Here is a 12,206-nt window from a genome sequence, read left to right on the forward strand (position 1 = left end):
CCGCGAGCCCGCCCGGCGACGGCGACCAGCCCAGCCCGGCCGCCACCGCACCGAGCACCACGGTCTGCAACGTGACCACGACCAGGGCCGCGACGAGCCTGCCGAGCACCAGCAGCCAGCGCGGCAGCGCGGTGGCCGCCAGGCGCTTGAGCACGCCGTAACGGCGGTCGAAGCCCAGGGCGATCGCCTGTCCGGTGAACGCCGACGACATCACCGCCAGCGCGAGGATGCGCGGGGTCACCCAGTCCACCCGGCTCAGACCGGGAGTGCCGGGCACGGGCACGACGTCGAGCAGGCTCAGCCCGAGCAGCAACGCCAGCGGGATGAGCAGGGTCAGCAGGATCTGCTCGCCGTGCCGCAGCGTGAGGGCGGCCTCGACGCGGGCATGGGTGAACAGCATCCGCCCCAGTCGTCCCCTGCCGGGGGCCGGACTGAACGTGCCCGGCTCGAACCGGACCCGGCCCGCGTCGTCGGTCGTGGTCACGTGCGCAGCTCCCGTCCGGTCAGTTCGAGGAAGACCTCCTCGAGGTCACGCCTGCCCACGTGCAGCTCCTCGGCCAGCACGCCCTGCTGGGCGCACCATGCGGTGACCGTCGAGATCACCTGCGGGTCCACGCTGCCACAGACGCGGTAGGCGCCGGGCGAGGACTCGCGCACTAGGTAGCCCTCCGGCAGCGCGGCCGCGAGCAGGCCGGTGTCCAGGCCGGGGCGGGCGCGGAACCGCAGTTGCGCGTCCTCGGCGTGCTCGGCGGTGAGCGCGTCGGGGGAGCCGGAGGCGATCACCCGGCCGCCGTCGACGATCACCACCTCGTCGGCCAGCGCCTCGGCCTCCTCCATCAGGTGGGTGGTCAGCAGCACACTCACCCCGTCGGCGCGCAACGCGCCGAGCAGGTCCCACACCAGGCGCCGGGCCTGAGGGTCCATGCCCGCCGTCGGCTCGTCGAGGAAGACCAGCTCCGGTCTGCCGACCAGCGCGCAGGCCAGGGAGAGCCGCTGTTGCTGGCCTCCGGACAGACGTTTGAACGGAGTGCGCCGGACACCCGAAAGACCCAGGACGTCGAGCAACCACGCCGGGTCGAGCGGACGGGCCGCGCACGAGGCGACCAGGCGCAGCATCTCCCCGGCCCGCACACCGGGGTAGGCGCCGCCGCCCTGGGGCATGACCCCGATGCGGGAGCGCAAGGCGGCGCCGTCGCGGGCGGGGTCGAGGCCGAGTACCCGCACCGACCCCGCGTCCGGGCGCTGGAAACCCTCGCAGATCTCGACCGTGGTCGTCTTGCCCGCGCCGTTGGGTCCCAGCAGGGCGAGCAGCCCGCCCCTGGTCATGGCGAGGTCGAGCCCGGCGACGGCGGTGACCGTGCCGAACCGCTTCACCAGCCCGGTGATCTCCACGGCCGCTGCGTTCACGACAGTCAAGGGTAGAGCGTGGCGTTACCGTGCCGTGCCGGGGCGGCGCAGCAGCACGGGAGCCGTGCGCCACACCACGAGCACCGCCACCAGCACCAGCACGCCGCCGGCCAGGTAGGCCTGGTGCAGGATGTAGGTGCGGCCGTCGAAGGGACTGCCGGTCGGCGGGATGAGCAGCGCGAGCACGGCACTGGCCGCCGTGGCGGCGACGCGGAAGCGTGAGGTGCCCGCGGCGGCGGCCAGCGGCACGACCGCCCAGAGCAGCCACCACGGCTGCATGGCCACGTGCAACATCATGAACGCCCCCAGCGACACGCCGAGCCCGATGATCGGCCGGTAGCGCCAGTGGAAGCTGTCCCACAGGAACTTCACGGTGATCACGGCCGCGACCCCGTAACCGAGCAGGCCGAGGATCGCGATCACCGAGCTGGTGTGGTTGCCCAGTCCGAGTACGACGCCGAGCACACCGCCGAGCTGGCCCAGCTCGGCCACGGGGGAGACCCAGCTCCACACCATCGAGGGCGTGTCGAGGGCGCTGACCCAGCCGAACCCGAGCCCGGTGCCGTAGGCGACCGCGACGGCGACGGAGGACACGACGCCGAGCATCAACGCCGCCGCCGCGAACAGGTCGGTGAGGCGCCCGTGCCACCGGCGGGCGATCATGACGCCGAGGAAGCCGAGCGCCACGATGGCGTGAATCTTGACCATGGCCGCCAGCGAGATCACGACCGCGCCGAGCACGAGGCCGGTGAGTTCGCCCCGGCCCCGGGGCGGAGGCGGCTCGCCCGCTACGCGGACCCCCAGCCTGCGCACGCCGATCTCCAACCCGGCCAGCATGAGCCCGATGCCCAGCGCCTCGTTGTGGGCACCGGCGACGAGATGGAACAGCACCAGCGGGTTGGCCGCGCCCAGCCACAGCGCCGTGCTGGGCTGCACGCCGTACCGGCGGGCCAGCCGGGGCAGCGCCCATACGATGAGGCCGAACCCGGCCAGCGCGACCAGCCGCTGCAACAGCACGCCCAGGGCGACGTTGGTGCCGATCACCCCGGAGATCCAGCTGCCCACCTCGAGGAACAGCGGGCCGTACGGGGCGGGGGTGTCGCGCCACATGTTCGACACGCCCGCGGTGAACGGGTCGGCGACACCGAGCGCCTGGGCGGGCCCGAGCTCGTAGGGGTCGAATCCGCGCCGCACGATCTCGCTCTGGGCCAGGTAGCTGTAGACGTCCCGGGAGAACAGTGGCGGGATGACCACCAGCGGCACGGTCCAGGTCACCAGTGTGCGCAGCACCTGGACCCGGTCGGCGATGCGGTGCCGGTCGGGCCGGGTGAACCGGCCCAGCCACAGCCACGCGAGCACCATCATGCCCATGCCGGTGAACGCGATCGCGACCGAGACGGTCGGGATGCGCGCGAACAACCGCAGAACCGGGATGTCGAGCACCGGGTTCAGGATCGGGGCGGCCCCGGCGCCGAGCGAGCCGAACGCCAGCGCGAGGGCGCCGACCGTGCCGAACCGGCGCAGGACGCCGAGGGCGCGGTTCTCCTCGTCCGTGAGCGGTTCGATGTCCCCCGGGGCCACCGGGGACCGTTGTGCGTGCGCCGCGCTCCACTCGTGCGGGAGGCGCCGAACCCGGGCCGCGAGCCCGCTCCTGCCGAAAACCACGGCGTGAGCGTATCGGCCCCTGCCGGGTGGTGAGTCCGGTCACTCGGGTTCGTGGGCGACTTTGCCGGACCCGCCGAAATACGACACAATAATGTTGTGAAAAAGCAGGGAGTGTCCGAACGGCCTGACGGCGAGTCCGACGCCGTCACCGGGGACGTTCCTGTCCAGGCGGCGACCGAGGGAGGGACCCGGCACGAGGTGGCCAGGCTCCTGCTGGAACAGGGTCCGCTGTCCGCCGTGGCCGTGGCCGACCAGCTCGGCATCAGCACCACGGCGGTCCGCAGGCACCTCGACGTCCTCGTAGCCGACCAGGAGGCCGAAACCAGGCAGGACTCCCGCAGGCGGCGGCGCGGCCGCGGCAGGCCCGCCAAGCTGTTCCTGCTCACCGAGCAGGGGCGGGCCCGGTTCGGGCACGCCTACGACGACCTCGCGGTCTCGGCGATCCGTTTCCTCGCCGAGCACGCGGGGGACTCCGCGGTCAGGGCCTTCGCCGAGCGGCGCGTGGCGGCGCTGGTCGGCCCGCACCGTGAGGCGGTGACCCGGCACAGCGGGGCCGAGTCACGGGCCGAGGCCCTGGCGAGCGCCCTGACCAGGGAGGGCTACGCTGCGTCGACACGTCAGGTGGGAACGCCGGACGAGTCGACCGGGGCGCAGCTGTGCCAGCACCACTGTCCGGTCGCGCACGTGGCGGCTGAGTTCCCGCAGCTGTGCGAGGCGGAGACCGAGGCATTCGCCGAGCTGCTCGGCACGCACGTGCAGCGGCTGGCGACCATCGCGCGCGGTGACGCCGCGTGCACCACACACGTACCCGCCGAGCCGGTGGGTAGTGAAGGGAGACGTCGGCACGTCTCGCTGGAGAGCGCAGACAACGTCGATGCCGACAGCCGAACTCCGAACGGAGGGACAACCGCATGACTGCCGCTGCCGAGCAGCGCAATCCCACCACCGCGCCACTGACCCAGGAAGAGACGATCGACTCCCTGGGCAAATACGCGTTCGGCTGGGCCGATCCGGACACGGCGGGCGCCAGCGCCCGCCGCGGGCTCAACGAGGAGGTCGTCACCGACATCTCCGAGAAGAAGTCCGAGCCGGACTGGATGCGCGAGGCGCGCCTGAAGGCGCTGAACCTGTTCGAGCGCAAGCCGATGCCCAACTGGGGCGCGGATCTGTCGGGGATCGACTTCGACAACATCAAGTACTTCGTGCGCTCCACCGAGAAGCAGGCCACGAGCTGGGACGACCTGCCCGCCGACATCAAGAACACCTACGACAAGCTCGGCATCCCCGAGGCGGAGAAGCAGCGCCTCATCGCCGGCGTCGCGGCGCAGTACGAGTCGGAGGTCGTCTACCACCAGATCCGTGAGGACCTCGAGGCCCAGGGTGTCATCTTCATGGACACCGACACCGGGCTGCGGGAGCACCCCGAGCTGTTCGAGGAGTACTTCGGCTCGGTCATCCCGGCCGGGGACAACAAGTTCTCGGCGCTGAACACGGCGGTGTGGTCCGGTGGCTCGTTCATCTACGTGCCGAAGGGCGTGCACGTCGACATCCCGCTGCAGGCCTACTTCCGGATCAACACCGAGAACATGGGCCAGTTCGAGCGGACGCTCATCGTGGTCGACGAGGACGCCTACGTGCACTACGTCGAGGGCTGCACCGCGCCGATCTACCAGTCCGACTCGCTGCACTCGGCGGTCGTGGAGATCGTGGTCAAGAAGGGCGGCCGCTGCCGCTACACCACGATCCAGAACTGGTCGAACAACGTCTACAACCTGGTCACCAAGCGCGCCAAGGCCGAAGAGGGCGCCACCATGGAGTGGATCGACGGCAACATCGGCTCCAAGGTGACGATGAAGTACCCGTCGGTCTTCCTCACCGGTGAGCACGCCAAGGGTGAGGTGCTCTCGGTGGCCTTCGCGGGCGAGGACCAGCACCAGGACGCCGGTGCCAAGATGGTGCACCTGGCCCCGCACACCTCCTCGACGATCGTGTCGAAGTCGGTGGCACGCGGCGGCGGGCGGACCTCGTACCGTGGTCTCGTCAAGGTCAACAAGCGGGCGCATCACTCCAGCTCGACGGTCAAGTGCGACGCGCTGCTGGTGGACACCGTCTCGCGCTCGGACACCTACCCCTACGTCGACATCCGCAACGACGACGTGTCGATGGGCCACGAGGCCACGGTGTCCAAGGTCAGCGAGGACCAGCTGTTCTACCTGATGTCGCGCGGCCTGACCGAGGACGAGGCGATGGCCATGGTGGTCCGCGGGTTCGTCGAGCCGATCGCCCGCGAGCTGCCGATGGAGTACGCGCTGGAGCTGAACCGCCTGATCGAACTGCAGATGGAAGGAGCCGTCGGCTGACATGACGGTCGCCGAGAACAACACCGCGCCTTCAGCCACGGGCGCCGACACCACCGCTTCCGCGGCGGAGGCGGTGGTGCCCGCCGTCTCCCGTGGGGAGCGGTTCACCTCCTACGACGTCGAGGCCTTCGAGGTCCCGAGCGGTCGCGAGGAGAACTGGCGGTTCACGCCGATGAAGCGGCTGCGGGGCCTGCACGACGGCTCCGCGGCCGCCACCGGCCAGGTCAAGGTCGACGCCGAGGCCGCGCCCGAGGTTCGGGTGGAGGCCGTGGCCCGCGACGACGAGCGGCTCGGTGCGGCGGGCACGCCCAGCGACCGGGTCGCCGCGCAGGCCTACTCGTCGTTCGAGACGGCGACGGTGGTCACCGTGCCCGCTGAGACGAAGGCGTCCCGCCCCTCCGTGGTCCGCATCACCGGGCCAGGACAGGACAAGACGGCCTACGGGCACGTGCAGATCCGCGCGGAGGCCTTCGCCGAATCCGCGATCGTGCTCGACCACGTCGGCTCGGGCACCTACGCCGACAACGTCGAGTTCGTCCTCGCCGACGGTGCCCAGCTCACCGTGGTCAGCGTGCAGGACTGGGCCGACGACGCGGTGCACGTTTCCGAGCAGCACCTGCGGCTCGGCCGGGACGCCCGGCTGCGGCACATCGTCGTCACCCTCGGCGGCGACCTCGTGCGGGTCAGCCCCACGGCGACCTTCGCCGGACCCGGCGGGGACGTGGACATGCTCGGGTTGCACTTCGCCGACGCGGGCCAGCACCAGGAGCACCGGCTCTTCGTCGATCACGCCGTGCCGCACTGCAAGTCCAACGTGCTCTACAAGGGCGCGTTGCAGGGCGACGGCGCGCACGCGGTGTGGATCGGTGACGTGCTCATTCGCGCGGCCGCCGAGGCCACCGAGACCTTCGAGCTGAACCGGAACCTGGTGCTCACCGAGGGCGCTCGCGCCGACTCGGTGCCCAACCTGGAGATCGAGACCGGCGAGATCACCGGTGCCGGGCACGCCAGCGCCACGGGAAGGTTCGACGACGAGCAGTTGTTCTACCTGCAGTCCCGTGGGATCGAGGAGGAGCAGGCGCGCAGGCTGGTCGTGCGCGGGTTCTTCCACGAGATCCTGATGAAGATCGACATCCCCGAGGTGCGGGAGCGGCTCGAGGCCGCCATCGAGGACGAGCTCCAGGCGATCGGCGCCTGAGCCGCCCGGCACCACCCGCGCCTCGCGCGCGAACCCACTCGACACACGCGAACGAGAGAAACGAAGAGGCATGGCCACACTCGAGATCAAGGATCTGCGCGCCGACGTCGTCACCGACGAGGGCAACAAGGAGATCCTCACCGGCGTCAACCTGACCGTGCGGTCGGGCGAGACCCACGCCATCATGGGCCCGAACGGCTCGGGCAAGTCGACGCTGTCCTACGCGGTCGCCGGGCACCCCAAGTACGAGGTCACCTCGGGCGAGGTGCTGCTCGACGGCGAGAACGTGCTGGACATGAGCGTCGACGAGCGCGCCCGCGCCGGGCTGTTCCTTGCGATGCAGTACCCGGTCGAGGTGCCGGGCGTGTCGATGTCGAACTTCCTGCGTTCGGCGGCGACGTCGGTGCGCGGCGAGGCCCCGAAGCTGCGGCACTGGGTCAAGGAAGTCAAGGACGAGATGGGCAAGCTGGAGATCGCTTCCGAGTTCGCCGAGCGCAGCGTGAACGAGGGCTTCTCCGGTGGGGAGAAGAAGCGCCACGAGATCCTCCAGCTCGCGCTGCTCAAGCCGAAGATCGCCGTGCTGGACGAGACCGACTCCGGCCTCGACGTCGACGCGCTGCGGGTCGTGTCCCAGGCGGTCAACGACTACAAGGCGAACAACGAGGTCGGCGTCATGCTGATCACCCACTACACGCGCATCCTCAAGCACATCCACCCGGACTTCGTGCACGTCTTCGCGGGCGGCAAGATCGTCGAGTCGGGCGGCAAGGAACTGGCCGACGAGCTGGAGGAGACCGGGTACGTCCGGTACATCGACAAGGCCGAGGCCGCAAGCGTCTAGATAGGCGGAACGAACACGATGAGCACGACAGCGCAACCGCGTCCGGTGGACACCTCGGCGGTGCGCGCGGATTTCCCGATCCTGGCGCGGACCGTGCGGGACGGCAAGCCGCTGCTGTACCTGGACTCCGGTGCGACCTCGCAGCGGCCCGTCCAGGTGCTCGACGCCGAGCGGCGCTACGTCGAAACCTCCAACGCGGCGGTGCACCGGGGTGCGCACCAGCTGTCGGAGGAGGCCACCGACGCCTACGAGGGGGCGCGCGAGAAGATCGCCCGGTTCGTGGGCGTGGGCACCGGGGAGGTGGTGTTCACCAAGAACGCCACCGAGGGCGTGAACCTCGTCGCCTACGCGATGAGCAACGCCGGCACGGCCGGTCCGGAGGCGGAGCGCTTCGCCCTCGGACCCGGTGACGAGGTCGTGGTCACCGAGATGGAGCACCACGCCAACCTGGTGCCGTGGCAGCAGGTGTGCCAGCGCACCGGGGCGACGTTGCGCTGGTTCGGGGTGACCGACGACGGCAGGCTCGACCTGTCGGACCTCGACGAGCTGGTGAGCGAGCGGACGAAGGTCGTGGCCCTGGCACACCAGTCGAACGTGCTCGGCACGGTCAACCCGGTGGCCGAGGTGGCCGAGCGTGCCCGCGCGGTCGGTGCGCTGACGGTGCTCGACGCGTGTCAGTCGGTGCCGCACTTCCCCGTGGACTTCCGTGCGCTGGGCGTCGACTTCGCGGTGTTCTCCGGGCACAAGATGCTCGGGCCGTCCGGGGTCGGCGTGCTCTACGGGCGTGCGGAGCTGCTGGAGGCCATGCCTCCGTTCCTCACCGGCGGGTCGATGATCGAGCTGGTGCGGATGGAGGGCTCGACCTTCGCGCCGCCGCCACAGCGGTTCGAGGCGGGCGTGCCGATGACCTCGCAGGCCGTGGCGCTGGGTGCGGCGGTGGACTACCTGTCCGCCATCGGCATGGACGCCGTGGCCGCGCACGAGCACGCGCTGACGGCCAAGGCGCTCGCGGCGCTGGCCGAGATCCCCGGCGTGCGGATCATCGGGCCGGACAGCACTGATGCGCGTGGTGCGGCGGTGTCGTTCGTGCTCGACGGGGTGCACCCGCACGACGCGAGCCAGGTGCTCGACAGCCTGGGGATCGCCGTGCGGGTCGGTCACCACTGCGCGTGGCCGCTGCACCGCAGGATGGGTGTCCCCGCGACCGTGCGTGCCAGCTTCTACCTCTACAACGAGCTGTCCGAGGTGGACGCGCTGGCGGACGGTATCCGCGAGGCGCAGAGGTTCTTCGGCGTCGACGGCCGGGAAGGGGGCGGGTCGTGAACCTGGACTCCATGTACCAGGAGATCATCCTGGACCACTACAAGAATCCCCACGCCCGTGGCCTGCGTGATCCCTTCGACGGGGAGTCGTTCCAGGTCAACCCGACCTGCGGCGACGAGGTCACGTTGCGGGTGCGGCTGGACGGCGACACGGTCACCGACGTGTCCTACGAGGGCCAGGGCTGTTCGATCAGCCAGGCCTCGACCTCGGTGCTGACCGATCTGGTGATCGGGCGGCGGCTCGACGAGGCGTTCTCGAGGCTGGACGCGTTCACCGAGCTGATGCAGGGCCGTGGCGAGGTCGAACCGGACGAGGACGTGCTGGAGGACGGCGTCGCCTTCGCCGGGGTCGCGAAATACCCCGCACGGGTGAAGTGCGCATTGCTCGGCTGGATGGCGTTCAAGGACGCTGTGGGCAGGACGTCGACGAGTGAGGTGGAAGCATCATGAGTGAGACCGACACGGCCGACACCGGGGCGGCGGGGCCCGAACACCGTGAGGGCCGGACGGCCGCGGATCTGCCGGAGCAGACGCAGCCGAGCGGCGACGTCGCGAAGATCGAGGACGTCGAGGAGGCCATGCGTGACGTCGTGGACCCCGAGCTGGGGATCAACGTCGTCGACCTCGGTCTCGTGTACGGCATCAACGTCGAGGCGGACAACACCGCCACCATCGACATGACGCTGACGTCGGCCGCGTGCCCGTTGACCGACGTGATCGAGGACCAGACGGCGTCGGTGCTCACCGGGGGCGCGGGCCTGGTCAAGGACTTCCGGATCAACTGGGTCTGGATGCCTCCGTGGGGCCCGGAAAAGATTACCGAGGACGGCCGCGAGCAACTCAGGGCCCTCGGCTTCACGGTCTGAGCTCCCGCGAGTCGCCCCTCACAACTCCTCCCAACGCGCGAGTTGCCCCTTGGTGGCCGCGAGTTGCCCCTGACAGCCCGCGAGTTGCCCTTGGGGCGAACGCGTGGTGCTTCTCGCGACGGGACCAGTCCGTATCCGGAACGCGGGCACGCGAAAGCCACGGTGTGGCGCCGCGTGCCCGCGTTTCCGCGTCGTGCGTCCCGGTCGGACGGGACGGGTGTTCTCTCTCGTGCGCTTCCGATGGCAACGGTGTCGTCGGCGTAGCTCGTTCTCGCCCGTCGTGGCCGGAGGACCCGGCCTCCCGTTTCACTGTCCCGGACGTTCTCTCCGCAGCGGTGGTCGGAGAGGGCGCATGGCCGCGTCACCTCATCGCACGCCCTGGGGCGACTCGCGGGCGCGAACCGGCGGCTCGCGGGCCTCAAGGGGCGACCTCGCGGGCCCCAAGGGGCGACTCGCGGGCGCGAAGCGGCAACTCGCGGGCCATACGGGGCAACTCGCGGGTCACAAGGGGCAACTCGCGCGCTGTGAGGGGCAACTCGCGGGCGCTCTTGGGGTGGCTCGTGGGTGGGGTGGGGTCGGGTGCGCGTGTCGTACGGTGGCCGCATGGGTTCGTATCGCACGGCACCGGGCCGGCAGGCGCGGGCGGCGCGCAGGGACGAGACGGCCGAGGCCGACGGATTCGCCGATCTCGTCACGAGCGCGTTCCGCGCCGACCGCGACCGCCTGGTCGCGTCGCCGTTCTTCGCCCGGCTGGGCGGAGTCACGCAGGTCGTCAGCGCGAGCGGGTCGGCCCTGCTGCACAACCGGCTGACCCACAGCCTCAAGGTGGCCCAGGTGGCGCGCTCGATCGCCGAGCGGATCTCGGTGGCAGGTGACTCCGCCGAGCTGGTGGACAAGCTCGGCGGCTGCGATCCCGACGTCGCCGAGGCGGCGGCGCTGGGCCACGACCTCGGCCACCCGCCGTTCGGGCACCTGGGCGAGGGAGTGCTCGACCGCATCGCCCGCAACCGCTACGGCCTGCCCGATGGCTTCGAGGGCAACGCGCAGACGTTCCGCATCGTCACCACGACCGAGGTCGGTGGCCCCACGCCCGAGGGACTGAACCTGACGGCGGCGGTGCGTGCCGCGCTGCTGAAGTACCCGTGGGCCCGGCTGCACCGTCCGCGCCCGCACCCGGCGGACATGCCCGTCCCGCCGCGTGGTGCGGGAGAGCCGCCGGAGGCGCCGGGCACGGGGTCGGCGAAGTTCGCCACCTATCTCACCGAGCTGGACGACTTCGCCCAGGCGCGTGCGCCGTTCGACGACCGGATCGAGCCCTGGCAGCAGACGGTCGAGGCGTCGGTGATGGACCTGGCCGACGACATCGCCTACGCGATCCACGACCTCCAGGACTTCCACCGGATCGGCGTGCTCCAGCACGCCGAGGTGGCCACCGAGCTGGGGCGCTGGCTGTCCGACCGGGCCGAGCTGGAGGCACTGCCCGACGCCGCGTTGCGCGACGGGCACCGCAGGCCGGGCCGCTCGCTGGAGCACCTGCGCCGCCGGATGCGCGAGAAGGACGCCTGGATCACCGACGACGACGCCTTCGCCGACGCCGTGGCCCGTGTGCGCGCCGAGCTGGTGGACGAGCTGCTCGGCATCCCGTTCGACGGGTCGGTCGAGGCCGAGCAGGCCACCGCGACCTTCTCGGCGCGCTGGACGGCGCGCCTGGTGGCGGGGGTGCTGGTGACGCCGTCGCCGTCGACCCGCACCGGCCACGTAACCCTGCGCCCGGCGCAGTGGCACGAGGTGCAGGTGCTCAAGTTCGTCCATCGCCGGTTCGTGCTCCAGCGCCCCGACCTGGCGCTGCACCAGCGCGGGCAGGCCAGTCTGGTCGCGAGCCTGGTGGACGCGCTGGACGCCTGGCTGTCCGACCGTGACGAGGCCGCCCGCCTGCCGCGCAGGCTGCACGACCTCGTGGAGCTGGCGGGCGCCCAGTACGCGGCGCTGGCCGAGACCGCTCCCGACCTGCTCATCGGGGCGACCGGGGAGCCGGTGGTGGGCGCCGACGCGGTGCGCGCGCTCGCCCGTGGTCGCGCGGTGATCGATTTCGTGGCGTCGTTGACCGATGATCAGGCCTCGGGGATGCTCGACGCGATCACCGGGCGGACCGCCCAGCCCTGGTCGGAACCCTCGGTGTTGTGACCCGGCGGAGGGTGGGAACGAGGATGGCGCGCACCCGGCAGGTACCCGGCGGCGGGCGAGCCGTCGAGGTCGAGCCCGAACGGCTCGGCCGCTGGTTCGAGCGTTTCGCCGAACGCAACGATGGGGTCCGCACCACCCGTCTCGCCCCTCGCGAGGTGGTCGTCATCGGCGGTGACGGCACCACCGCCACGGTCGCCGTTCCCTTCGAGCCGCTGGCCGAGGAAGGCACGCGCGACGGCCTCGCGGTCGACGCGCTCGTCGGGCATCTGCGGCGGCCCCGGCGGATCGGGCTGGTGCTGGTACGCCTCGGCGGGCACAGTGTCGGTGTCGCCGAGGACGGCCGGGTGGCCGTGTCGCGGACCG

11 protein-coding genes and 1 pseudogene are annotated in these 12,206 nt (G+C 71.1%); 9 read left to right on the forward strand and 3 right to left on the reverse strand.

Annotation, left to right across the window (positions count from 1 at the left end; genetic code table 11):
• The 3 genes from SACSA_RS21985 to mptB form a co-directional block, all read right to left on the reverse strand.
• Positions 1-484, reverse strand: a 484-nt coding sequence (locus SACSA_RS21985) for an ABC transporter permease (RefSeq protein ID WP_019814795.1), incomplete at its 3' end; no start/stop codon positions are given.
• A complete protein-coding gene (locus SACSA_RS0107730) occupies positions 481-1,407 on the reverse strand; it encodes an ABC transporter ATP-binding protein (protein WP_028661660.1) in 927 nt (308 codons plus the stop codon). The genes SACSA_RS21985 and SACSA_RS0107730, both read right to left, overlap by 4 nt.
• Positions 1,408-1,431: 24 nt before the next feature.
• Positions 1,432-2,988 carry a polyprenol phosphomannose-dependent alpha 1,6 mannosyltransferase MptB gene (gene mptB, locus SACSA_RS0107735; RefSeq protein ID WP_019814798.1) on the reverse strand — a complete coding sequence of 519 codons (1,557 nt, stop codon included), beginning with the start codon at positions 2,986-2,988 and terminating at the stop codon, positions 1,432-1,434.
• A 180-nt stretch (positions 2,989-3,168) separates the two neighbouring features.
• On the opposite strand from mptB, the gene SACSA_RS0107740 reads away from it, so the two are divergent.
• From SACSA_RS0107740 to SACSA_RS21990, 9 genes and pseudogenes are all read left to right on the forward strand, one after another.
• Positions 3,169-3,987 carry a helix-turn-helix transcriptional regulator gene (locus SACSA_RS0107740; protein WP_028661661.1) on the forward strand — a complete coding sequence of 273 codons (819 nt, stop codon included), beginning with the start codon at positions 3,169-3,171 and terminating at the stop codon, positions 3,985-3,987.
• Positions 3,984-5,432: a Fe-S cluster assembly protein SufB gene (gene sufB / locus SACSA_RS0107745; protein ID WP_019814802.1), complete on the forward strand. Its 1,449-nt coding sequence runs from the start codon at positions 3,984-3,986 to the stop codon at positions 5,430-5,432. The genes SACSA_RS0107740 and sufB overlap by 4 nt, the downstream gene beginning before the upstream one ends.
• A 1-nt stretch (position 5,433) precedes the next feature.
• Complete coding sequence (gene sufD / locus SACSA_RS0107750; protein WP_019814805.1) at positions 5,434-6,630, forward strand: Fe-S cluster assembly protein SufD; 1,197 nt, start codon at positions 5,434-5,436, stop codon at positions 6,628-6,630.
• Between the two features lie 70 nt (positions 6,631-6,700).
• On the forward strand, positions 6,701-7,471 hold the full coding sequence (gene sufC / locus SACSA_RS0107755) for a Fe-S cluster assembly ATPase SufC (RefSeq protein WP_019814807.1): 771 nt from the start codon (positions 6,701-6,703) through the stop codon (positions 7,469-7,471).
• 18 nt (positions 7,472-7,489) lie between these two features.
• Positions 7,490-8,794 (forward strand): cysteine desulfurase, encoded by a 1,305-nt coding sequence (locus tag SACSA_RS0107760; protein WP_028661662.1) that lies wholly within the window; start codon positions 7,490-7,492, stop codon positions 8,792-8,794.
• The gene (gene sufU / locus SACSA_RS0107765) at positions 8,791-9,243 is read left to right on the forward strand and encodes a Fe-S cluster assembly sulfur transfer protein SufU (RefSeq protein WP_019814810.1); all 453 of its coding nucleotides are present in this window, start codon (positions 8,791-8,793) and stop codon (positions 9,241-9,243) included. The genes SACSA_RS0107760 and sufU overlap by 4 nt, the downstream gene beginning before the upstream one ends.
• A complete protein-coding gene (locus SACSA_RS0107770) occupies positions 9,240-9,659 on the forward strand; it encodes a metal-sulfur cluster assembly factor (RefSeq protein WP_019814811.1) in 420 nt (139 codons plus the stop codon). The genes sufU and SACSA_RS0107770 overlap by 4 nt, the downstream gene beginning before the upstream one ends.
• Positions 9,660-10,262: 603 nt before the next feature.
• Positions 10,263-11,843: a deoxyguanosinetriphosphate triphosphohydrolase family protein gene (locus tag SACSA_RS0107775; RefSeq protein WP_019814812.1), complete on the forward strand. Its 1,581-nt coding sequence runs from the start codon at positions 10,263-10,265 to the stop codon at positions 11,841-11,843.
• Positions 11,844-11,866: 23 nt separating this feature from the next.
• Positions 11,867-12,206, forward strand: a pseudogene (locus SACSA_RS21990) (acVLRF1 family peptidyl-tRNA hydrolase); the annotation flags it as partial.

This window comes from Saccharomonospora saliphila YIM 90502 (assembly GCF_000383795.1).
In the GTDB taxonomy this organism is placed as follows: domain Bacteria; phylum Actinomycetota; class Actinomycetes; order Mycobacteriales; family Pseudonocardiaceae; genus Saccharomonospora; species Saccharomonospora saliphila.

Bases quoted from the DNA above. Each gene is read 5' to 3' on its own strand.
- sufB (WP_019814802.1), top strand. From the start codon at position 3,984: ATGACTGCCGCTGCCGAGCAGCGCAATCCCACCACCGCGCCACTGACC.
- sufD (WP_019814805.1), top strand. From the start codon at position 5,434: ATGACGGTCGCCGAGAACAACACCGCGCCTTCAGCCACGGGCGCCGAC.
- sufC (WP_019814807.1), top strand. From the start codon at position 6,701: ATGGCCACACTCGAGATCAAGGATCTGCGCGCCGACGTCGTCACCGAC.
- SACSA_RS0107760 (WP_028661662.1), top strand. From the start codon at position 7,490: ATGAGCACGACAGCGCAACCGCGTCCGGTGGACACCTCGGCGGTGCGC.
- SACSA_RS0107770 (WP_019814811.1), top strand. From the start codon at position 9,240: ATGAGTGAGACCGACACGGCCGACACCGGGGCGGCGGGGCCCGAACAC.
- SACSA_RS0107775 (WP_019814812.1), top strand. From the start codon at position 10,263: ATGGGTTCGTATCGCACGGCACCGGGCCGGCAGGCGCGGGCGGCGCGC.